We start from the raw sequence: 21,697 nt of genomic DNA on the forward strand, positions 1-21,697 counted from the left end.
ACATACAAAAATAAAAACATTAAAAAGAATAAGCTACGGCTTTAGAAACTTCGATAGTTTTAGGAATAGAATATTTTTGATGTGTAAATAGAAAAAAATATGTAACAGCGGCGGCGAAAACCCCTAGGGGTTTTGTTTGCCATGCAAAAAATCCGAGAAATTGAACAGAGTTACTTTTAGTAGTTATGTTTTACTAATAATGTGTATTTTTAAATGAAAGAGAGGCTTGTTTTTATTCAAGCCTCCCCCATTGTTGACAAAGAGCCAATAAATATAACGCACACCTTTCGGGGTGTGTTTTTTTGTGCGAATATATATTTCTTTGTTTTGATAGATCTCGTATAATTTCCGTTTTTATAATTTTGTAAAATCTTTCACTTCTATAATTTCTATGAATAATACTTATGTACTCTCCTTTTTCAAAAAAAACGCAACAAAAAAGCGTCCCAATCGGAACGCCATTTCTCTCTTACTATCCTCTGATTCCTAGATCAGCGATTAATTCTCTGTATTCATCGAGGTTTGTTCTTTCAAGATATTTCATCAAACCTTTTCTCTTACCAACCATCATGAGAAGACCTCTACGACTGTGGTGGTCTTTAGGGTTTTTCTTCAAGTGTTCGTTGATTTCAGTGATTCTTTCTGACAAAATTGCAATTTGTACAGCTGTTGAACCTGTGTCGTTTGAATGTTTTTGATACTTCTCGATGATTTCTGATTTCTTTTCTTTCTTAATCATTTTATTACCTCCAAATTTTAATCCGCCCAAAACAAAGCAATCGGTGAGGTTTTCCAAATCCCTTGCTTCGGGTACGTCATTTATTATAACACATTTATTTTAAAATGTAAAGTCTTCTTCAATAATTTTCATACATTTCTTTTTATCTTGCATAAGTTGCTTTTTAAGACTTTCAATCGAGTCCATTGCCTTGTTTTCTCTAAGAAAATCAACAATTTCAAGCTTCATCTTTCTTCCATAAATTTCCTTGTCAAAATCAAATATGTTAGTTTCACATGAAAATCTAGTTCCAAATGTTTCGGCAACGCCAATCATAGTCATGCCAAAGCCAGAGAAGTCATCCACTTCAACTTTTGATAGATACACTCCATATTTCGGTCTTATAAGATTTTTCGGCAGTTCGAGGTTTGCGGTTTTGTAACCGAAAGTTCTTCCACGTCCAAATCCACGCACCACTTCCCCTTCCATTTGAAAGTTTTCATAAAGAAGTGAATTCGCTTTTTTAAGCTCGCCATTTTTTATAAGATTTCTTATAAGTGTGCTCGAAATTTTCTCGCCCTCAATCATGACATCTTCCATCACAACGACTTTGAAGTTATCATCTTGATTTCTCATGAGATACTTCACATCGCCTTCACGATTTCTTCCAAATCTAAAGTCTTCACCGACAACCAAAACACAACATTCGCTCTTGATTCTTGCAAGAAATTCTTCCTTCGACTGATTTTTTACGCTGTTAAATATAAGAGTGGTTATATTTTTAACTCCAAGCTCTTTTATTGCTCGAACTTTCTCCCCTCTTGTCATTATGAGTTCGTTCGTTTTTCCATTATTTCCGAATGAATTGAAAGTATAGACGGCAGGAGTAAGATTCTCCTTTTCCGCCAATTCAACCACTTTATTTATAAGTCGTTGGTGTCCCAAATGAACACCGTCAAAATAACCTATTGTTGCTACATTCATATTCTAACCTCAAATAAAAAATCTTGTGTATATCTGTCCGTCTTTAACTCCGCCGAATGCAAAGACAGTATTCTCTGCTTCTAAAAGAACCACATCTGTTTCGTCATGCTCCGTCTTAATTCTGATTCCGTTCGAAAGTTTTTCACGCTCATCCACCGAAAGAACTATACGTTCATACGGCAAATTTATATCCTTAATCGTCATGAGATTTTTCTCGATATTTTCGGGGGTTATCTCCTCGATAACTCGAGCGTCCTCAAGTGAGAATTCTCCCATCTTTTCTCTTTTTAAACTCGTGAGATAAGATGCGACACCCAAACTCGTCGTGTAATCGTAAATGAGTTTTCTTACATAAGTGCCCTTTGAAACACGTGTTATAAATGAAAAACTTTCGCTCGACTCCTTCGAGATAGAAAGCTCATATACAAATATTTTTCTCGGCGGTTTCGTTATGTTTTCGCCTTTTCTCGCATATTCATAGAGCTTCTTTCCGTTGTGTTTCAAGGCACTGTAAAATGGCGGCACTTGCATTTGTTCCCCGATAAAATTCGAGATATTTGAAAGAATAATTTCGGGAGAAAGTGTATTTGTGCGTTCTATAATCTCTCCGTCAAGATCCAATGTATCCGTGCCGACACCTTGAACGAATGTGCCGCTGTAAGTTTTTTCGAGATCCATCAGATAATCGCTCATTCTCGTATATTTACCAAGGAGAATCACGAGAAGCCCTTCCGCAAACGGGTCCAATGTGCCGGAATGACCGATCTTCGTCTTTATGTCCATTTCCTTAAATGCAAGTTTAATCTTCCGAATCACATCGTAGCTCGTAATGCCCTTTTTCTTGTTTACAAGAAGAATGCCGTCAAGTTTAGAGCTCATTTTTAATTGCCTCTGTAAGTGATTTTATAAGTTCTTCAAGTTTGCCGTTATATGTGAGGCCTGAGGCATTTTTGTGTCCACCTCCGCCAAATCCCGTTGCGACTTTTGAAACATCGAGGTTTCCTTTCGAGCGAAGCGAAACCTTATAAACATCATCTTCCACTTCTTTAACGATAAACGAAACTAAAACACCTTCGGTATCCCTTATAAAATTTATAATCTCGTCGAGGTCATAGATAAAAGCACCTGCTCTCTCCATGTCTTCCCTTGTGATGACAGTGTATGTGAGTGCACCGTCAAGAGCTTCAGTCATTTTCTCGAGCCCGATTTCAAGGATTCTAAGCTTTCTTATCGGCTTCGATTGATAAATATTTAAATTTATCATATTCATATCTGCACCGAGCGAGAGAAGTCTCTCTGCAACATTAAAAGTCTCAGCTTTAACATTCGTATAAAGAAAACGCCCCGTATCCGTTGAAAGACCTGTAAAAAGAGAGGTTGCAACGTCATTTGAAATCGTTTTATTTGTTCTAAATAATATTTCAGAAAGAAGTTCGCAAGTCGAGCTTATTTCGGGCTCTATAAAATTTATATTTCCGTAACCCTCATTTGTCATGTGGTGATCTATAACAACTCGCATTTTTGCATTTAAAAACGTGTCTCTGTTGTCACCAAGTCTCTCCAAATCGGCACAGTCCAATGAAAAATAAAGGTCACATGCTCCCGAAAAATCTTCCGGAGAAACAATCTCCGAAAGGCCGGGTAAAAAATTATATTGATTAGGGATGATGTCACTTTTTAAAAGCGTGACATCTTTTCCCATATCCTTTAAAAAATTGTATAGTGCAGTAATGCTGCCAAGATTGTCGCCGTCAACTGAAACATGACTTGATATACAAATCTTTTGTGCAGCTTCAACTGCTTCCAAAAACTTTTCAGCGTAACTTTCGTATCTTTTATTCGCGTCCAAAATCATCGTCATTTTGATATTTTTCTCCATTCGAATAATCTTCAATTTCATCGAGCGGATTGTCATCATTGTGTTTGATATTGAGAGTTTTTAAAATGCTGTTTATATGATCCGCATACTCAATCGAGTCGTCAAGCATAATTCGAAGTTCCGGAACTTGTCTTATTGAAATCGACTTTGCAATTTTAGTTTTAAAATAACCTTCTGCATTTTTGAGCGTTTCAATAATTTTATTCTTTTCTTTATTATTTCCAAGAATACTGAATTTTACATCACAAAAAGATAAATCGTTTGTTATTGAAACTTCCGTCACGCTTGTAAGCGATGAAACATTTGGGTCTTTCATATCCCTTAAAGCACCGGCTATTACCTTTTTGATTTCAGCGTTAATTCTTTCTTGTCTTCTTCTATCCATTTTGAACCTCAACCATTTGATATGCTTCAAAAACGTCTCCGACTTTAACGTCGTTGAACCTTTCGATGCTCATACCGGCTTCGTATCCTGCTTGAACTTCACGAACGTCGTCTTTGAAACGTTTGAGAGATGCAATATTTCCGTCAAATATCACAACATCATCTCTCAAGACACGTACTTGTGCATTTCTTACAATCTTTCCTGATTGTACATAAACCCCTGCTACCATTGTATTGTTTGGAAGCTTAAATGTTTCACGAATTTCCGCTCTTCCGAGAAGTTCTTCTTTGATTTCCGGTTTAAGCATACCCTTAACCGCGTTTTCAACGTCTTCAATGACTTCGTAAATAACTTTATAAGTTCTTATATCAACTTCAAGTTCCTTTGCAAGATCAATTGCTGCAAGGTTAGGTCTTACGTTAAATCCGATTATAACAGCGTCTGAAGCATTGGCAAGCATAACGTCAGATTCATTAATTCCGCCGACACCTGTGTGAATTGTCTTTATGACAACTTCGTCGTTTGAAATCTTTTCAAGTGAGGATTGCAATGCTTCAACAGAACCTCTAACGTCTCCCTTGATAATGATATTAAGATCCTTGATTTCTCCTGCCTTGATTTGATCATATAAATAATCAAGACTTACTTTGTGGCGGTCGCGAAGTTCTTCTTCTCTTATCATTTCTTTTCTCTTTTCCGCTATTGTTCTCGCCATATTCGGATCGTCAACAGCATAAAGAAGTTCCCCTGCTTCAGGAACATCCGAAAGTCCCAAAACAACAACCGGCATTGAAGGACCTGCCTTTTTAATTGGTTTATTCTTGTCGTCAAACATCGCCCTTACTCTTCCTGAAGCGACACCGCTTACGATTTCATCTCCTGCTTTAAGAGTTCCCTTTTGAACGAGAACAGTTGCAACAGGACCTCTACCCTTGTCAAGAAGAGCCTCTACAACAACACCGACAGCCTTTCTGTCAGGATTTGCCTTGAGTTCCTCAACTTCGGAGACAAGTAAAATCATTTCGAGAAGCTCATCTATTCCTTGACCCGTCATAGCGGACACCGGAACAGTAATTGTGTTTCCACCCCAATCTTCAGGTGTCAAACCTTCTTCAAGAAGTTCCTGTTTGATTCTGTCGACATTTGCAGTTGGCTTATCAATTTTATTGATTGCAACAATAATTGGCACATTTGCGGCCTTTGAGTGGTTTATAGCTTCGATTGTTTGCGGCATGATTCCGTCATCCGCTGCAACAACTATAACTGAAATATCTGTGATATTTGCTCCTCTTGCTCTCATCGATGTAAATGCAGCGTGGCCAGGGGTGTCCAAAAATACAATTTTCTTTCCGTTTATATTGACGGTGTAAGCACCGATGTGTTGTGTAATTCCGCCGGCTTCGCCTGTTCTTACATGAGCATTTCTGATTGAGTCCAAAAGACTTGTCTTACCATGGTCAACGTGTCCCATAACTGTGACTACCGGTGGACGTGGTTTTAAATCTTCTTCTTTGTCTTCATAGTCGAGCTCAAATTGATCGTTTATCAATTCTTCTTTCGACATTTCCGGTTGAATCTTTATATCAAACTCAGTTGCAATAAGTTCAGCTGTTTCGTAGTCAATCGGTTGATTTTGGGCAACCATCATTCCAAGTTCAATGAGCTTTCCGATAATCAAGTTAACCGGTGTTCCAATCTTTTCAGAGAAATCGCTCACAATAATTGATTCCGGAATTTCAACAACTTCGTTTACACTCACGACTTCTTTATTCGTATCTTTTTCTTTCTTCTTTGTCTTTTTCTTTTTGTTCAACCTTGTCTTTTCAAAGAAATCCACATCTGCATCTTCGTACTTTTTGTCTTTGTACTTATCCCTTGATTTCTTTTTATTGTTTGGTTGAATAACTTTCTTTTCTACCGGAGGTCCGAAAATTTCAAGTTCCGGTTTCTTATCGCGTTTCTTGTGATCACGGCGATTGTTTCTGTTGTCGTCATCATCAAGATTTCTCTTATAAAATTCTTCATTTGAAGAATTTTTATTTCTAAAATCTTTCTTGTTGTTGTCACGACGTCTGTCGCCACCACGATTATCCCCGCGATTATCACCGCGGTTGTCATTTCTGTTGTTAGAATACTTTTTACCGTTGCGGTTATCGCCTCTGTTTTTGTCATTATATCTCGGTTTTTTGCCGTCACCTTCACGTTGTTCATCGTTTTTCTTGTGTTTTGCATAAACTTTTTGACGTGCAAGTTCAACCTGTTTAACAACAGCGTCTGCAAGCTTCGAATCGATGCTCGCCATATGTGAATTTACTTCAATGTTGAGTGCAGCAAGCATGTTTAACATATCCTTGCTAGATATGTCCAGTTCCTTTGCCAACTCATAAATTCTCACCTTAGACATATTATTCACTCTCCTTTTTCATATTATCTAAAAGAACTTCAAAGTCCTCATTTTTTATATTTATTTTAAGTGCTGCTTGTAATTTGTCACGAAGTTTCGGACTCAAAAGACATTTTTCGTCCTTCATGACATAAGCCCCTCTTCCGTTCATCTTTCCGCTTTTGTCAAAGACGACTCCGTCATCTGTTTTCACAATCCTTAAAAGTTCGTTTTTCGGTGCACCTTCCATACAAACCACACACCTTCTAATTCTCTCGTTTTTTCTTGAAGATTCAGCGTTTTTATTTTTCATATATATATTTATTCATCGCCTTTCTCTTCATCGGAGTCGTGAAAATCATCAGAATAATCTTCGTCAAAATATTCGTTATCAATCTCAAGTTCTTCATCATATTTGCTGTAATCATCATAGAGTTCATCGGAATATTCGTCATTGTAACCGTTGTCATAATGTGATTTGTATTCATCTTCATAATCATGGTCCGAATATTCTTCGTAATCATCATCGGCATAATCGTTTGAATCTTCATGAATTTCATCAAGTTCATCATGATTATCGTCATTATAAAAATCTTCACTAAGACCTTCGAGCTCATCCGCATGTTCTCTCAAGAAATCTTTGTATGTGTCATCGCTCTTGATATCGATTTTCCAATTTGTAAGGCGTGCCGCAAGTCTTGCGTTTTGTCCTTCCTTACCGATTGCAAGTGAAAGTTGATCGCCCGGTACAAATACAACGCTTGAACGTTCATCTTCATTTATGATTACGTGTGTTACATCCGACGGTGCGAGACTGTTTTTAATATATTCCGCCATGTCGCTTGACCAGAGAATGATATCAATTTTCTCGCCGTTTAACTCATCAACAACAGTTTTTACACGATTTCCTTGAAGACCTACACAAGCTCCCAACGGATCCACGTCCTTGTCTCTCGAGAAGATCGCGATCTTACTTCTCGAGCCTGCTTCACGTGACACTTGTGCAATTTCTACAACACCGTCCATGATTTCCGGAACTTCGATTTCAAAAAGTTTTTTCACAAGGTTCGGGTGACTTCTCGAAAGCACCACTTGTGGTCCCTTACCTGTCTTTTTGACTTCAAGAATAAGCATCTTCTTTTTGTCCCCGACATTCAAAACTTCATTCGGAATTTGTTCATTCAAAGGCAATATCCCTTCGAGTCTTCCCATGTCGACAAATGCGTTACCCTTTCTTATTCTGTTTATTTCACCTGTGATAATGTCGTTTTCACGGTTCACAAAATCTCCGTAAATTGCTTCTCTTTCAGCATCTCTAATCTTTTGAATAACGATTTGCTTTGCTGTTTGTGCAGCGATTCTTCCGAAATTTTTTGGAGTGATTTCGATTCTTACAACGTCACCCACGCTTGGATTTGAGAGATACTCCTGTGCATTCAAAACGGAAATCTCGGTGTTTTCGTCTTCAACTTCGTCAACTACAGTCTTTTTGTTGAAAACCTTAACTCTGTCGTCAAGATTTTCAAACTCAACATCAACGTCGATTTGGCTTCCGGTGTTATAATTCTTTTTATAACTCGAGACCAATGCGGCTTTGATTGAATCTATAATTTGCTCCTTCGAAATCCCCCTCGTTTTTTCGATTTCATCGAGAGCTTCTAAAAATTCTTGGTTCATAATCCCACCTCTTTCATTTTTATAAATATAAAAGAGAGGATTTCGGCCTCTCTTTCTCATCTACATACATTTTAACATATTTAAACTAATAATACAACTAGTTTGAAAATATTTTTACGATTAAAACATACTCATTTGGTTAGTCTCTTGAAGACCCCCAAGAAGATTATGTTCTTCCATAAATTTAACGCATGTGTTATTTAATTTTGTTCGTTTTTGCAAATCTTCAATGCTTATAAATCTCTTGATTTCTCTTTCCCTTACAATATTTTCGCTCACAGATTCACCAAGACTCGGTATTGATGAAAGTGGCGGCAGGATTCCGTCTTCTGAAACCGCAAATCTTGCCGATTCCGATTTATAAAGATCGACATTGTCGCATTTAAATCCTCTTAAATACATCTCGCGTGCAATATCATAAACTTTTAAAATTTCTTCTTCCTTCTTCGTGTTTTTTGGAAGCGATTTAAGTTCATTCATTCTTTCGTTTATCGCATCGAGCCCGCTTGAAATGATTTCCATTTCAAAATTGTCCTTCTTGGTGCTTAAGAATGTCGCATAAAACTCTCTCGGATAATGGAGCTTGTACCACGCAAGTCTGAATGAAAGCATGACATATGCTACGGCGTGTGCCTTCGGGAACATGTATTTAATCTTGTTGCAGGAGTCGATATACCACTCCGGCAAATTGTGTGCGCGCATTTTCTCCTCGTCTTCCGGTGTCAAAGGTTTTCCCTTTCTAACTTTCTCCATCGTAAAGAAAGAAAAATCGTTTGGAAGTCCCGCATTTAAAAGATAGGTCATGATGTCCTCTCTCGTTGCGATAACGTCTGCAATTTTGCAAGTACCTTCACGCACAAGAATCTGTGCATTGTTTGTCCAAACGTCCGTGCCGTGGCTAAGACCGGAAATTCTTATTAAATCCGAAAAAAGTTGCGGCTGCGTTTCGACGAGCATATTTCGAACAAAATCCGTTCCGAATTCAGGAATTCCAAATGTTGAAACTTCCGAGCCAAGTTCTTCTTTCGTTAAACCAAGTGGTTCAGTCGACACAAACATCTTCAAAATTTCCGGGTCGTCGAGCTTTATGGAATCACTTTTAACACCTGTCAAATCTTCCAGCATCCTTATCATGGTCGGACCATCGTGCCCAAGAATATCAAGTTTTAAAATGTTCGAGTGGAGTGCTTTATACGCAAAGTGCGTCGTAAAAACTCCGGTTGAGGCATCGTCCGCAGGATATTGCACCGGCGAAAAGTCGTGGATGTCTTTGCTTTTCGGAACAATCATAATCCCCCCCGGATGTTGTCCGGTGGTCCTTTTAATGCCTACTATACCGTTTATTAGTCGATTTATTTCCGCTTCCGAGACCATCTCTCCGTGTTCTTCGAAATAGTTTTTAACATATCCGTATCCGACCTTGTCCTGAATCTTTGCAAGCGTTCCCGCTCTAAACACATAGCCCTCACCGAAAAGTTCTTCGACAAATTTGTGTGCCACACTTTGATATTCGCCCGCAAAGTTGAGGTCGATATCCGGCTCTTTGTCCCCGTTAAAACCCAAAAATGTTTCAAAAGGAATATTAAATCCGTCTTTTTTAAGCGGCTCACCGCACACCGGACACACTTCGTCCGGCATATCGATTCCGACATTGTACTCGCCGTTTGTAAAGAACTTGCTGTACTTACATTTTTTGCAAACATAATGCGGCGGAAGCGGATTTACCTCGGTGATATCGCTCATCGTTGCGGCAAAACTCGAGCCTACCGAACCACGGCTCCCGACAAGATAACCGTCGGAGTTCGACTTTTTAACGAGCTTCTTTGCGATAATATACATGACGGAGTAGCCGTTTCCAATAATCGAATGGAGTTCTTTTTCGAGTCTTTTATCGACAATTTCCGGAAGTGGATCTCCATAAATTTTCTTTGCATTTTCGATACATGTATTTCGAAGTTCATCTTCAGAACCTTCGATAATCGGCGGAAATTTTTCTCGTGGTATCGCTCTCATAGTTTCAACTTCGTCGAGTAACCAATTTGTGTTGGTGACTACGATTTCCTCTTTCTTGTCGTACGGGACATAGTCTAGCCCGTCCATAATTTCCTTTGTGGTTTTTATATATAGTGGCGGTGCAAAGTCAGCCCTGTAATCTCCACGGCTTTTCCCCAAAATCTTTCGATATATAACATCTTCCGGCGTTTTCTCATACACATTTCCGCCCGCTATCATCTTCACATTTGCTTCCGATAAAAATTCGAAATATCCTCCGAGAACATTCGAAACATTTGAAATTTGGGGATACTTCGCACCCAAAAGACCCGCGTAGTGGTCAGTCGGTTGCACTTCGCAAAAATCGTATTTTTGAAGGCGGCTCTTGATGTCGGAATAAAGAAAGCCGTCAGAGTAATACGAGAAAATCTCACCTTTAACTGCTTCAGCACCGAGTATAAGCCCCTCTCTGTGTGCCATTAAATCAGATAAACTTACTCGTGGGACTTTGTTGAAGTTTTCTGTGCAGCTCTTTGTGATGATTAAATATAAATTCTTAAGTCCGACTTTATTTTTTGCATAAACAAGCATTCTGTAGCTCGTGCGTCTGTCCTCATACGGAACTTTGTATAGGTCATAATAATTTTCGATTTTCCCCGAAGTCTTTAGCATTGTCATCATATTTATAAAGAGATGTGCAGTTGCTTCAGCGTCGTCAACCGCTCTGTGGTGACTGACGAGCCTGATGTTTAACCTGTCCGTCAAAGTGTCGAGCTTATAATTTCTCACGCCTTCAATCAAATCGCGTGCCATCTTCATCGTGTCCGCAAACGGATTTTTAATCTCAATGCCGAACTTCAAAAACTTCTGTTTAATAAATCCGACGTCGAAGTTTGCATTGTGCGCAACAAGCACACAGCCGTCTATAAATGCAAGAAACTCATCCTTGATATCTTCAAAATACGGCTCATTTTTCACGAGCTCATCGTCGATACTCGTAAGATTTGAAATGACAGTTGGAATCGGTGACTTCGGCTTTATAAGTTGATTGTATCTTTCGATAATCTCACCATCACGAACTTTTACTGCACCGATTTCAATTAGCTCACATTCATAAGGATTGAGCCCTGTGGTTTCGATATCGAAAACCACATAGTCGCCGTTGTTCTCACTATAATCCTGCACATATTTTTCGGTGTCGTCAAAAAAGTTCGCTTCCATTCCGTAGCCGATTTTAAAATTCTCGTCGCCCATATCCATAACATCAGGATATGCTTGAACGCACGCATTGTCGGTCACAAAAATCCCGCGATGTCCCATTTTTTTGTAGATATTAATTAAATCTACAGGCTCAATTGAACCTTCAAGCAGACTCATCTTAGTGTGTGCATGAATTTCAACTCGTTTGTTCTCGCTGTCGTCAATCTTGTCGACCTTCGGGACGACTTCATAGTTTCGCATCAAAATCGACATTTGGTGGTCGAACTTGTCATATTTGTACTCTCCGTTTAAACGAAGTCTCGTGTCGTTTTTAACCGTTGAATCGAACTCGTCGTTTTGTTCATCACGTAAAAAACATTTGACACAGATACTCTCAGTGCCGTCATACACAAAAAACTTCGCAATTTTAAGCCCTTCTGTTCTCGTGTCCGTCTTTGAAATCGAAAAAACTTCCCCCTCAATCGTCGGGAAAGTATCTTCTTCGGCAAGTTCTTTGATCTTTATAATCTCGCCGAATTTGTTTGTCTTCGGCTTATAATAAGTCTTTTTTTGTGGTTTATCATCTGATTTTTTCGTATTTGACTCTTTCTTCAAATTCTCCATAAGTGCCTGATGATCTTCAACATAACTTGCGTCTTCATTCTCTATTTTGCTTTTGAGTTCTTCATATTCATCTTTCGAGACATTGTTCATTGCGTTTTCAATCATAGCAAGGTCATAGTCCTCGTCCTCAAGCTCATTTAAATTCCTTGAGAAATTGTCAATTGAAATCTTATAGTTCGGCAATAAATCGCTGAATTTATTTTTAAGAAATGAGATATCCTCATTTGAAAGCTCCATGTCCGAAGTCGAAAAAATATCGATTTCATGCGTTTTTGAATATAAAACCGCCTTGTCGATTTGAAAACCTCTTTCACTATAAAATTTTCTGTCCTCATCACAGGTTAAAACAGAATCAATTATGTTCATTGTCAATCTCCGTAATTCTCTCTATAAGCGTTGTTATAGCGTCAGTTCTCGTGACTTCCTCCAAAATTTTTCCCTTTTTAAAAATGATGCCGCCCTTTTTATTTAGCGCAAGTCCGATGTCCGCTTCTCTCGCTTCACCCGGACCGTTCACGTGGCAACCCATAATCGCAACGCTCATCTTGCCCTTTATTTTCGGCTCTCTCGCCTTAAAATCCTTGACCATTGTGATCATATCGCCGTTTGTCCTTGCACATGTCGGACAGCTTATAAGGTTTATGCCTTGTTTATTGAGCCCAAGACTCTTTAAAATATAATTTCCCGCAATGACCTCTTTGTACGGCTCGTCGGTCAAACTGACCCTTATAGTGTCGCCTATTCCTTCGAGAAGGAGTGTTCCGATTCCGATAGCACTCTTTATGGAGCCTTCTTCGTATGGTCCTGCTTCGGTCACACCGAGGTGGAGCGGATAATTCTTGAGCCTCGAGTACTCTCTATAACTTTCGACACATGTCTTTATGTCGGAGCTTTTTATTGCAACCTTAAAATTTCTAAAGTCCAAATCTTCCAAAGTCTCCGTTTCCATGATTGCCGAAGAAACAAGTGACTTTGCGTTCACACCGCCGAAACGGTCAATTACATCAGTCGCAATAGAACCCGAGTTCACTCCGATTCTTATCGGAACATTCACAGATTTTAGAGCACTCACAAGCTTTTTCAAATCTTCTTTATTTTTCATATTGCCCGGATTTATTCTTATGCAGTCCGCACCGTTTTCAAGTGCCCACATCGCAAGACTGTAGTCGTATTGAATATCCGCAACAACCGGCACATGAATGTGTTTTTTTATCTCTTTTAAAGCTTTTGCGTCAGCCTCATCATTTATTGCAGATCTCACAATGTCGAGCCCATATTTTTCGCACAAAAGAATTTGATTTACTGTCGCTTCCACATCTTTTGTGTCCGTATTCGTCATTGTTTGCACGCTAACAGGAGCTCCCCCTCCGACGGGAACTCCTCCAACAAATATCTTCAAGGTCTCCGACATAAAATCACCTCAATCTTAAAATGTCGTTGTATGTCACTCGAACAAATAAATATAGCATAAATGCCATTCCAACATAAGAAATAGCTGTTCTTGCCTTTTCGGAAATCGGTTTTCCGATAATTTTTTCTATTATATAAATAACCGCTTGTCCGCCGTCCAAAGGAATGATTGGCAAGAGATTAAATGCTCCGACTGAAACGCTGATGCCCGCAATCAAAAGCAAAATCATCAAGAGATTTATGTTCTCTTGTTTCGTCATAAATCCTGCAAATCCGACAATCCCCATCATTTGGTCGTCAACTTTTACAAAAATCTTCTTTAAAATTCCAAAGATTTTCCCAAGCATGTCCCCGATAGTTGTTGCCGCTTCTTTGAAAGCCTTTGCCGGCGATTTTATGAGTTTAAATGAAACACCGAACGAGCCGTCTTCCTTTAAACTTGGAACGTCTATCGTTTCGATTTCGCCGTTTCTCTTTATTGTCATCTTAAATCCATCTTCCGAAAGAAAATCCTTGTCCTTCGTGAATTCATTAATATTTTTCACATCTCTGTCATTTACTTTTAAAATTTCATCGCCAGGCATCATTTGAACCTTTTCTGCGACAGAATTCGGCATGATTTGGTCAACAGTCATGCTTTGCGTGCCTATGAATGTAAAAATAAAAAAGAATAAAACATAAGCGAGCACAAAATTCATGATGATTCCGTTTAAAATGATAAACATCTTCTTTCCGAACGATGCCTCAGGAAGTGCAGTGTATTTCGAATCGTCAAACTCTTCGAAAAGTTGTTTTTCCTTTTCGCTGTTTTTGGTTTCGTCTTTGTCAAAACTGCAAAATCCGCCAAGCGGCAAGAGTCTTATAGTAAACTTTGTGCCGTTTTTAAACCACGAAAAAAGTTTCGGTCCGAAACCGATTGCAAATTCATAAACGCGAACGCCCGAAATCCTACCGGCAATGAAATGCCCCCACTCGTGAACGGTCACGATAAAAAGTAATATAAATAATGATAAAACTATCTTCATAAAATCCCCACTTCAATAAATATAATATAAAGCCCGAACGAAACAAAGAGCAGACTGTCAAATCTATCCAAAATTCCTCCGTGGCCCGGCAAAAGATCGCCGTAGTCCTTGATTCCTGTTGCACGCTTGATACCTGATGCAAATAGATCTCCAATCTCCGCTAAAACTCCGAGCACAAAAAGCGCTACAATCAATTTAAAGTCGATTTTTACACTTGGAAATATAAAATGAATTGGAACAAGTCCGAGCACAATCGCTCCCAAAATACCGCAAACTGCTCCTTCCACAGTTTTTTTCGGCGAAACTTTCGGGCAGAGTTTCTTCTTTCCTAAAAGCGAACCGCCCAAATATGCAAACACGTCAGCTCCCGTTGTAATTGCAAAAATCACTAGAAAATAATGATGATTCTCGCTTGTGTAATTCGAGAAAAATGTTCCGATATAGACAATGTATAGCGCTGTCATAAGCGACATACCGAAGTTTAAAAGTCTCTTTTCCGTCAAATCGAACACATAAGTTATAAAAAGCGTTAAAACTAAAACCGCAAAAATCACTTTCTCAAGCGGAATTAGATAACTTGTCGGCTCAAAGGTTTTAAGCACATACGAAAGCGTAGCTTTCAAGAAAACCGCAACCATTATCGGCACATAATTTATTTTAACATCGATATTTCTGAATGCATTTCTAAGTTCGACAATCGCAAACAGCATCATAAGCGTTGTGAATGCAGTGACTGCGGTCGCTCCCAAAAAATACATTATAGCATACACGGCGACAATGAAAATCCCCGTAATTAAACGCGTTTTAAAAGTTGACATTCTACAAACCTCCAAATCTGCGATTTCTCTTTTTAAAATCGTCCAAACATCTGTCCAAAATCTCGCGATTTATTTCGGGCCAGCTCTCGTCGATGAACATGAGCTCCGAATAAGCCGCCTGTAGAAGCAAAAAGTTCGACAATCGCATCTCTCCGCTCGTTCTCAAAATCAAATCGGGGTCTTCTTCGCCATGCGTGTAAAAATAATCCGAAAGCGTTTCGTAGTCAACCTTGTCGATTTTCCCCGCCTTTGCATCTTCGATTATTCCGTTCACAGCATGCACAATCTCCGCACGTCCCGAATAATTTATTGCGAAATTCACGACGAGTCCCGTGTTGTTCTTTGTGAGTTCAATCGATTCCCCGAGCTTTTTTTGAACAATCTCCGGAAGCTCCGACATATCCCCCAAAACTCGCACAATCGCATTCTTTTCGTGTAGCTTTTTGAGCTCCTTGTCAACATAAGTGACCAAAAGATTCATCAAAAAACTGACCTCGCTTTCGGGTCTCTTCCAATTTTCGGTTGAAAAAGCGTAAAGCGTGAGAACATCAATTCCCCGCTCATCCGCCCACTCAATCGTCTCTATAACCTTCTCCATACCGACCTTGTGGCCGTATGTCCTCGGCATCATGCGCGCCTTCGCCCACCTGCCGTTTCCATCCATAATAATTGCTAAATGCATAAAATCCTCTTTAAAAATAATCTTTAATATAGAATACCATAAAACAAGATAATTTTCAAAAACTAAATTCTATATTTGTATAAAATAATCGCTTTAAAAACCGCTTGATTCACATGATTTGACGTTTATAAATCAAATGTTTGTGGAAATGATTTATTGAAAAATTTATATTTATTTCATTTTTTTCCATAAGCGCTTTATGTAAAAATTTTGGTTTAATATAGACAAAATGAGCGGAAGATTTCTCTCCCGCTCAAAATATTTCTCAATCTTATTGTATTATTTTCAGGATAATTCTATATACATATTAATTTATTTTTCCTACTTTTGAAGAATTTTTATCATCTCTTCAAGGTTTGGATACTCTCCATATATTATTTCTGCCATAGCCTAATAATCTTTTTTAATTCTAATAGTATTAGATTCATATAAACCTACAAAACTAACTTCTTCCATTTTCTAATCTTAGTCCTAAATGTTCCAAACGGTGCTACTGTATTTACATGAATAAACTTATACACTTCCCAAGTTGCGGTTTTGGTTGCCGCATCCGCCCATTTTCTCATATGTGGTTTAAATAACTCTTCATCTGTCAATTCATCTATCATAAGACAAATATTTTCTACATTTTGTGTTAATTGTTCTTTTAACTCCTTTAAAGATTTATGAGCATAAGTATCAGTGAACCATTCATATAATTCTCCAAGTTGATTCCATTTGAAATTATCTGACGGTGTTTTAACTTTCAGTCCTTTTCTCTCATCTTCTTCCCATTTCAAGAGTAAAGTTGTCCAACCTACTTGATAGGCAAGATTTTCTGCCGGTGTCCTATCAACTTCTTCTACTCTTTTATCTTTTAGTTCTTCCGGTATATTGTCAAACTCGGAAATATACTTTTCAAAAGCTTTCTTTATCTCATTTTTTAATTCTCCCTTGCTTTCATAAGACTTCATATGTCTACCTCCGTGGTTTGTATACATATATTATATCGTGTCCGTGACAAGAATTCAATTGCGAATAAATTTAATATCCTAATAACAATTCATCATCTTCATCTGAAGAAGGATGGATTTATTAACAAACATATTATAGAATTAAAAATATATGCCGAGCCTAAAGAACCATATTATATAAAAAGCGATTAGACTTTAATTCTAATCGCTTAAAAACATTTTAACTATTTTATTTCCTTAACCGTTTGCCATATTATCTATATTCCAATAAATATCAGAAACTATTCACATAAGGGAGGAAACGCAAAAGTTTTTTAATTTAATAATCTTATTCGTTCCACTCCCAAATATAATAATTTTTATGCTCTGTAACTCTCACATATGCATACACCATCTCTTTATATCTGAACTCGAATATATTCTCCATCACTGACTTATTGGCGTCACTCGTTTCTACATATGTCCACCCTAAATCTTTCATATAATCAACCAAATTCAAATCTTTATTAGCAATCATAACTTTAGGATATTCTTGAATCTCATAATAGTCTTTGTTTAAAATGCGAACTTGAATAAATCCATTAATCACTCTTAAGGGATTACATTCTCCAAACACGCCCCCGGAAATAACTGTACAAAAAACAGCTATTAAAACTATTATGGTAGCTAAAAGAATAATACTCTTATTTTTCTTTGATATTTTACTCATTATTCATCATATTCTCCTTAATTTATAAATTACTTTTTGAATAAACATGGAACATATCCTCTCACGTGCTATAGTTTATATCTTAATTTAAATAGTTTGTTAATAGTACTATATTACCAAAAATATAAAAATAGCAACTAAAATTGGTAAGTATATAAAGAAAACGACTAAGATTTTTAGTTTTAGTCGCCTCAATATATATTCCTTTAATCTTAATACTTAACAGAAACCACTTGCTGAACAGACATATCAGAATATGAAACATTCCTAAAATATGAACTCCATCCATCAGCTATTCTGAAATATCCATTAGAGTATGATACAACCGCAATTGAATGTCCTCCTTCTGATGTTTCTAATAAATCAACAGAAACATGAAGTAACTTTCCAGCCTTCAAAGCATCAATCATTGTTTTAGATGATGTCCCTCTGAGTGTATAAGATTCCTTTGGTTTAGCACCTAAATCTATACCAACTTTTGTGTATGCCGGTGCAATATTTTTTCTTGCGGTACCTGAATCTTTTGAACCACTCACACCACCATTAGTATCCATTGCAATGTAAAATTTTGCGAATACATCATTATTGCTATATGCGCTTGACAGACTCGATTTTCCTATATAGCTAAAATACTTCATTATCGTTGTTGCGGCTGTTGGAGAACAATGGTCATGCGGATACACTCTTCTGCCTTTTGAATCTGTAATTTTCAAATCATCAAAATCTCCAGTAGTGCATGGTGTAAAAGATCCTCTTCTCGAAAGTACCGGTTCTGAAATTTTAAAGCTCTTCAACTCTGGCTCAATCGGTTTCCCAAATTCAACTTTCCTTTCGTAAAAAGATTCTTCTAACTGACCCTCAGTAATCTCTGAAGGATAATTACCACTTTGTGGCATTAAGTCAATAATCTTTCCGTCATTCAACTCAACATAAATCTCAAATGGATTTACAAAATACACTTTCCCTTCATATAAATCTTCATATGTCAGACCCGCTTTAGATAAAAGTCCTTCAAATAGATTCCCTTCATTACTGTAATCATATATATATCCACTATGAGTATCTCTAATCACATATCCTGCATATTCATTTAATTCATTTTTGAATTCTATATATTCAGCAACTACATTTGCATCAAAATCTAATAACTTAATTTTCCTTTGCGGTTGCAAATCATTATCAATATTATCCACTTTATTCTCTTTAACTAAAAGATTAGTTTCAATATCATAGCTATTTTTCCTATCAACTTTATCTGTGCATGTAGAATATGCAGTTACCCCGATTATGGAAAATACTATAATTAGCATTAAGAACGTGCATATTAAATTTAATTTTATTTTCTTATTATCCCTACTATTTTTCAACATTTTTCCTGCCTCCTTTTTTATTTCCTCCAGCTGTGTTACAGCCTACAAATGTTATTAATTTTTGATTTCTAGCGGTACTCCATAAATTTGTATAATTACTATTTTAAGAACCTGACTGACATACAAATTTATATGTTCCAAAACTTAATACATTTTCGTTTCCATGTCCAGATAAAAATAAAATATCTGCTTTCAAGCGAGTATTTGTAAAATCACTTTTTGTTGGATCTTTTAAGGTAACTACTCTATAGCCAGCACTCTTATATGCTGAAGAAGCATTGATTGCATTTTCTCTTGTATCTACTCCATCGCCAAAATTTTTACCTGCCGACACTGCTAAACCACCATTTGCATATACTGGTACCGATAGCGAAAAGCAACACATAACTAAAATGGCTATAAATACAACTTATATATTTCTTATCTTCATAATAATAATCTTCTCTTTTATTTAAAAAAATTAAATGGGAAAATTAAAAATTCAGTATCTATAAAATACGAACCATCATCTTCCAATTTGTGATATTTTGTATATAAGTATAAAATAGCTTTATATGAAATTGATCCTCCGTCTTTATAATGATATTTTATTGGAAAACACATTATTGATAAAACAATAAATAAAATAACAAGCTTGATTCTAACTTTTCTTCTTTTCACGACTCACCCCATTTTCTTTAAATATACACAATCATCTATAATTTTCATAAAATTTGTGTATTAGATAAATTCTTTTTTCTAGTTCTACTATTTGCATAATAGATTTTTAATCACAAATGTCTATAAAATGCTGTTATTACGTATCTATAACTTAAATCTTTTTTTCAATTCTAATTTCATCAGCTCTATTATTCTTGTCTTTACCAATTATTGTTAATTTATAAGAGCCCTCAATGTAGAATTCTCAACAATAAACTCCACTGCCTAAATCATTATGTTCATACTTTTCTAAATAAGCCCATATATATGGACTATCAAAATTAGAGTACTTATCGTTAATTTCATAATAATATAAATCTTACAGAGGAGATATGCCCCTCTGTAAGATTGTTTTTTATCTAGTTATATAGTATCTACAAAATGTTGGATAACTAAGACTTCCATAGTCTCTATCACATTCTACTGGATCATAAATATAATTACCAGAAGCATCTCTATAATATAATTCTGAAAACTCTATATCCGTTAGAATAAAAATATATTTTAACTCTGACTTTATAAAGTTTTTTATATATCCTTGAACTCCTGCCCTTTGCGTTTTGATATTAATAGTTGTAATATCAAGCTCATGATTACAAGAAACAAACTAACATAAAACATAATTGTCAAATTACTTATATTATTAGTTTCTGTGACTGCTGCATAAAATAAAGGACCCCAAAATATTAAATGACCAAGTAGGTTTAACTCCATCTTATATTTAAGCTTTACCCTTAAAAATATTTCTCCGAAAATAATTATTAAACCAAGTATAGAACTAGCCTTGTTATAAAAAATATAAGCAAGTCCAGAGTATTGTTTTACACCATAAATTCCTGACCACTCAAATAATAAAGTGAACATGGGTATGATTTTTGCCAACAAGTAAATTATTTTTTCTTTAATCCTAAATTCTGTCAATTTAGATAATGACTTTTTCATTTTTACACCTTTAATAATTCTTTGTATATAATTTTGTTTAACTATTTGTCTTCCCCAAATATAATTTTATCTATTATTTCTTTCAAATTATAAGAAGTTTTGTATATCCCCTCTTTATCCTTATTTTTCGATTTTATATTGTACCAATATTTATTATCTGTACTAAGGGAATCGTCATCTCCTATTTCTATCTCATATTCCTTATTATCATGTACTTTAATTAAATATGTTCCTTCAGAATAGGCATTATCCAATCCTAGATATTGATTATTTGAATCATATAAACTAGAATCTTTATTCAATTCATTCAGCTGTTCTAAAATTTTCCTTTGTTGGTCTTGGGTTGTGACTAATTCTTTAAAAGTTTCTTGTTTTTCATCATAAATATTAACTGTCAAAGAGATTTCATCTTTTTCTTTGTTTATAGTTTTATCATTAGAATTTAAACAAGAGCTTAAATTAATCGTAAAAAATAATACTAGCATCAACCTAAATATTTTTTCTTTTGAAATCTTCATATAATCCTCTCTTATCTTGTATAAGAATTTATATTTACTTGTCCCGATAAATTTTTATTAGACTCATTACAAACAGTGACAATATAAGCACTTCCCTTTTGTGCCTCAAGCTTTAATTTAGAATCTGAATCAAAGCTTTTCTTATAAATTATATCCCCATCTTCTTCTATAATTATTGAATAATCAACTCCACCAGGACAAGACATGTTTTTTAGATTTAGGACAAATCCTTGGTAGTCACCACTAATCTCAAACTCATAGGCGATTTTTTCAAAACTTCCTAGCTTTATTTGCTCGTCAATATTTGCAAGTCCAGATTCTCTTACCGATAGCTTTCCTAATTCTAGTTTCTCATATTCTTCGTCACTTATTGTCTGAACCCTGTTATCATTATTAACCTCAAAATTATTTATAACTTTGCCTTGGGTTTCAACCCTATCTTGGCTTAGGTCGACCACATTGGCGAATACCGGTAAACAAAATGTAAACGCAAACATAAAAACTATCAAACCTGCAAGTGTTTTCTTCCATATTTTTATAATCTCCATTCTTTCTATATTAGGATTTAATTTTAAATATAGGTTGTTTTCATAAAATTCTCTTTCCACTAGTTTTAGCATTGATGAGCAATAAGCTTTTCTATTTTTTATTGTGTCGCCTAATTGTTGAACCACTAGCTTATCGCAATTTATTTCTATATCTTGGTCTATATATTTTAAGCTTAGCCAT

At 36.2% G+C, this 21,697-nt stretch carries 20 protein-coding genes and 1 pseudogene; 1 reads left to right on the forward strand and 20 read right to left on the reverse strand.

The annotated features are described in order from the left end of the window. Positions 1-10 precede the first annotated feature (10 nt). The gene (locus C7381_RS08895) at positions 11-91 is read left to right on the forward strand and encodes a hypothetical protein (RefSeq protein ID WP_425433148.1); all 81 of its coding nucleotides are present in this window, start codon (positions 11-13) and stop codon (positions 89-91) included. A gap of 381 nt (positions 92-472) precedes the next feature. Here C7381_RS08895 and rpsO read toward each other — a convergent pair whose 3' ends face one another. The 20 genes and pseudogenes from rpsO to C7381_RS08220 form a co-directional block, all read right to left on the reverse strand. Further along, the gene (rpsO, locus tag C7381_RS08120; RefSeq protein ID WP_034547079.1) at positions 473-739 is read right to left on the reverse strand and encodes a 30S ribosomal protein S15; all 267 of its coding nucleotides are present in this window, start codon (positions 737-739) and stop codon (positions 473-475) included. Between the two features lie 99 nt (positions 740-838). Next, on the reverse strand, positions 839-1,702 hold the full coding sequence (gene ribF / locus C7381_RS08125) for a riboflavin biosynthesis protein RibF (RefSeq protein ID WP_116480574.1): 864 nt from the start codon (positions 1,700-1,702) through the stop codon (positions 839-841). Positions 1,703-1,711: 9 nt separating this feature from the next. After that, a complete protein-coding gene (gene truB, locus C7381_RS08130) occupies positions 1,712-2,581 on the reverse strand; it encodes a tRNA pseudouridine(55) synthase TruB (protein ID WP_116480575.1) in 870 nt (289 codons plus the stop codon). Next, a complete protein-coding gene (locus C7381_RS08135) occupies positions 2,571-3,563 on the reverse strand; it encodes a DHH family phosphoesterase (protein WP_165803644.1) in 993 nt (330 codons plus the stop codon). Before C7381_RS08135 ends, truB begins: the two co-directional genes overlap by 11 nt. After that, the gene (rbfA, locus tag C7381_RS08140) at positions 3,538-3,966 is read right to left on the reverse strand and encodes a 30S ribosome-binding factor RbfA (protein ID WP_052085455.1); all 429 of its coding nucleotides are present in this window, start codon (positions 3,964-3,966) and stop codon (positions 3,538-3,540) included. Before rbfA ends, C7381_RS08135 begins: the two co-directional genes overlap by 26 nt. After that, the gene (gene infB / locus C7381_RS08145; RefSeq protein WP_116480577.1) at positions 3,959-6,370 is read right to left on the reverse strand and encodes a translation initiation factor IF-2; all 2,412 of its coding nucleotides are present in this window, start codon (positions 6,368-6,370) and stop codon (positions 3,959-3,961) included. The genes rbfA and infB overlap by 8 nt, the downstream gene beginning before the upstream one ends. Before the next feature lies 1 nt (position 6,371). Next, on the reverse strand, positions 6,372-6,662 hold the full coding sequence (locus C7381_RS08150) for a YlxR family protein (RefSeq protein WP_116480578.1): 291 nt from the start codon (positions 6,660-6,662) through the stop codon (positions 6,372-6,374). Positions 6,663-6,670: 8 nt separating this feature from the next. After that, a complete protein-coding gene (gene nusA / locus C7381_RS08155; RefSeq protein ID WP_034547087.1) occupies positions 6,671-8,026 on the reverse strand; it encodes a transcription termination factor NusA in 1,356 nt (451 codons plus the stop codon). A gap of 120 nt (positions 8,027-8,146) precedes the next feature. After that, entirely contained in the window at positions 8,147-12,208 is a 4,062-nt protein-coding gene (locus C7381_RS08160) for a PolC-type DNA polymerase III (RefSeq protein WP_116480579.1), read from the reverse strand. Next, entirely contained in the window at positions 12,195-13,253 is a 1,059-nt protein-coding gene (gene ispG, locus C7381_RS08165; protein WP_116480580.1) for a flavodoxin-dependent (E)-4-hydroxy-3-methylbut-2-enyl-diphosphate synthase, read from the reverse strand. Before ispG ends, C7381_RS08160 begins: the two co-directional genes overlap by 14 nt. Positions 13,254-13,257: 4 nt before the next feature. Then, positions 13,258-14,277: a M50 family metallopeptidase gene (locus tag C7381_RS08170; protein ID WP_116480581.1), complete on the reverse strand. Its 1,020-nt coding sequence runs from the start codon at positions 14,275-14,277 to the stop codon at positions 13,258-13,260. Continuing rightward, positions 14,274-15,095, reverse strand: coding sequence for a phosphatidate cytidylyltransferase (locus C7381_RS08175; protein WP_116480582.1), 822 nt, complete (start codon positions 15,093-15,095; stop codon positions 14,274-14,276). Before C7381_RS08175 ends, C7381_RS08170 begins: the two co-directional genes overlap by 4 nt. A gap of 1 nt (position 15,096) precedes the next feature. Then, positions 15,097-15,777, reverse strand: a complete 681-nt coding sequence (locus tag C7381_RS08180; RefSeq protein ID WP_116480583.1) for an undecaprenyl pyrophosphate synthase — start codon at positions 15,775-15,777, stop codon at positions 15,097-15,099. A 434-nt stretch (positions 15,778-16,211) separates the two neighbouring features. Continuing rightward, positions 16,212-16,730: a ClbS/DfsB family four-helix bundle protein gene (locus C7381_RS08185; protein ID WP_116480584.1), complete on the reverse strand. Its 519-nt coding sequence runs from the start codon at positions 16,728-16,730 to the stop codon at positions 16,212-16,214. 328 nt (positions 16,731-17,058) lie between these two features. Beyond that, positions 17,059-17,439, reverse strand: coding sequence for a hypothetical protein (locus C7381_RS08190; RefSeq protein ID WP_116480585.1), 381 nt, complete (start codon positions 17,437-17,439; stop codon positions 17,059-17,061). A gap of 212 nt (positions 17,440-17,651) precedes the next feature. Further along, the gene (locus C7381_RS08195; protein ID WP_116480586.1) at positions 17,652-18,809 is read right to left on the reverse strand and encodes a C39 family peptidase; all 1,158 of its coding nucleotides are present in this window, start codon (positions 18,807-18,809) and stop codon (positions 17,652-17,654) included. 103 nt (positions 18,810-18,912) lie between these two features. Next, complete coding sequence (locus C7381_RS08200; RefSeq protein ID WP_116480587.1) at positions 18,913-19,143, reverse strand: caspase family protein; 231 nt, start codon at positions 19,141-19,143, stop codon at positions 18,913-18,915. An 893-nt stretch (positions 19,144-20,036) separates the two neighbouring features. Beyond that, on the reverse strand, positions 20,037-20,450 hold the full coding sequence (locus C7381_RS08210; RefSeq protein WP_116480589.1) for a hypothetical protein: 414 nt from the start codon (positions 20,448-20,450) through the stop codon (positions 20,037-20,039). 41 nt (positions 20,451-20,491) lie between these two features. After that, complete coding sequence (locus C7381_RS08215) at positions 20,492-20,968, reverse strand: hypothetical protein (RefSeq protein ID WP_116480590.1); 477 nt, start codon at positions 20,966-20,968, stop codon at positions 20,492-20,494. 11 nt (positions 20,969-20,979) lie between these two features. Next, a pseudogene (locus C7381_RS08220) lies at positions 20,980-21,697 on the reverse strand (M56 family metallopeptidase); the annotation flags it as partial.

Origin of the sequence: Ezakiella coagulans (assembly GCF_003096635.1) — a bacterium.
Classification (GTDB): Bacteria; Bacillota; Clostridia; order Tissierellales; family Peptoniphilaceae; genus Ezakiella; species Ezakiella coagulans.

What these genes read in the sequence shown, in the direction of transcription:
- rpsO (WP_034547079.1), bottom strand. Translation starts at nt 739, where the DNA reads ATGATTAAGAAAGAAAAGAAATCAGAAATCATCGAGAAGTATCAAAAA.
- ribF (WP_116480574.1), bottom strand. Translation starts at nt 1,702, where the DNA reads ATGAATGTAGCAACAATAGGTTATTTTGACGGTGTTCATTTGGGACAC.
- truB (WP_116480575.1), bottom strand. Translation starts at nt 2,581, where the DNA reads ATGAGCTCTAAACTTGACGGCATTCTTCTTGTAAACAAGAAAAAGGGC.
- C7381_RS08135 (WP_165803644.1), bottom strand. Translation starts at nt 3,563, where the DNA reads ATGACGATGATTTTGGACGCGAATAAAAGATACGAAAGTTACGCTGAA.
- rbfA (WP_052085455.1), bottom strand. Translation starts at nt 3,966, where the DNA reads ATGGATAGAAGAAGACAAGAAAGAATTAACGCTGAAATCAAAAAGGTA.
- infB (WP_116480577.1), bottom strand. Translation starts at nt 6,370, where the DNA reads ATGTCTAAGGTGAGAATTTATGAGTTGGCAAAGGAACTGGACATATCT.
- C7381_RS08150 (WP_116480578.1), bottom strand. Translation starts at nt 6,662, where the DNA reads ATGAAAAATAAAAACGCTGAATCTTCAAGAAAAAACGAGAGAATTAGA.
- nusA (WP_034547087.1), bottom strand. Translation starts at nt 8,026, where the DNA reads ATGAACCAAGAATTTTTAGAAGCTCTCGATGAAATCGAAAAAACGAGG.
- C7381_RS08160 (WP_116480579.1), bottom strand. Translation starts at nt 12,208, where the DNA reads ATGAACATAATTGATTCTGTTTTAACCTGTGATGAGGACAGAAAATTT.
- ispG (WP_116480580.1), bottom strand. Translation starts at nt 13,253, where the DNA reads ATGTCGGAGACCTTGAAGATATTTGTTGGAGGAGTTCCCGTCGGAGGG.
- C7381_RS08170 (WP_116480581.1), bottom strand. Translation starts at nt 14,277, where the DNA reads ATGAAGATAGTTTTATCATTATTTATATTACTTTTTATCGTGACCGTT.
- C7381_RS08175 (WP_116480582.1), bottom strand. Translation starts at nt 15,095, where the DNA reads ATGTCAACTTTTAAAACGCGTTTAATTACGGGGATTTTCATTGTCGCC.
- C7381_RS08180 (WP_116480583.1), bottom strand. Translation starts at nt 15,777, where the DNA reads ATGCATTTAGCAATTATTATGGATGGAAACGGCAGGTGGGCGAAGGCG.
- C7381_RS08185 (WP_116480584.1), bottom strand. Translation starts at nt 16,730, where the DNA reads ATGAAGTCTTATGAAAGCAAGGGAGAATTAAAAAATGAGATAAAGAAA.
- C7381_RS08190 (WP_116480585.1), bottom strand. Translation starts at nt 17,439, where the DNA reads ATGAGTAAAATATCAAAGAAAAATAAGAGTATTATTCTTTTAGCTACC.
- C7381_RS08195 (WP_116480586.1), bottom strand. Translation starts at nt 18,809, where the DNA reads ATGTTGAAAAATAGTAGGGATAATAAGAAAATAAAATTAAATTTAATA.
- C7381_RS08210 (WP_116480589.1), bottom strand. Translation starts at nt 20,450, where the DNA reads ATGAAAAAGTCATTATCTAAATTGACAGAATTTAGGATTAAAGAAAAA.
- C7381_RS08215 (WP_116480590.1), bottom strand. Translation starts at nt 20,968, where the DNA reads ATGAAGATTTCAAAAGAAAAAATATTTAGGTTGATGCTAGTATTATTT.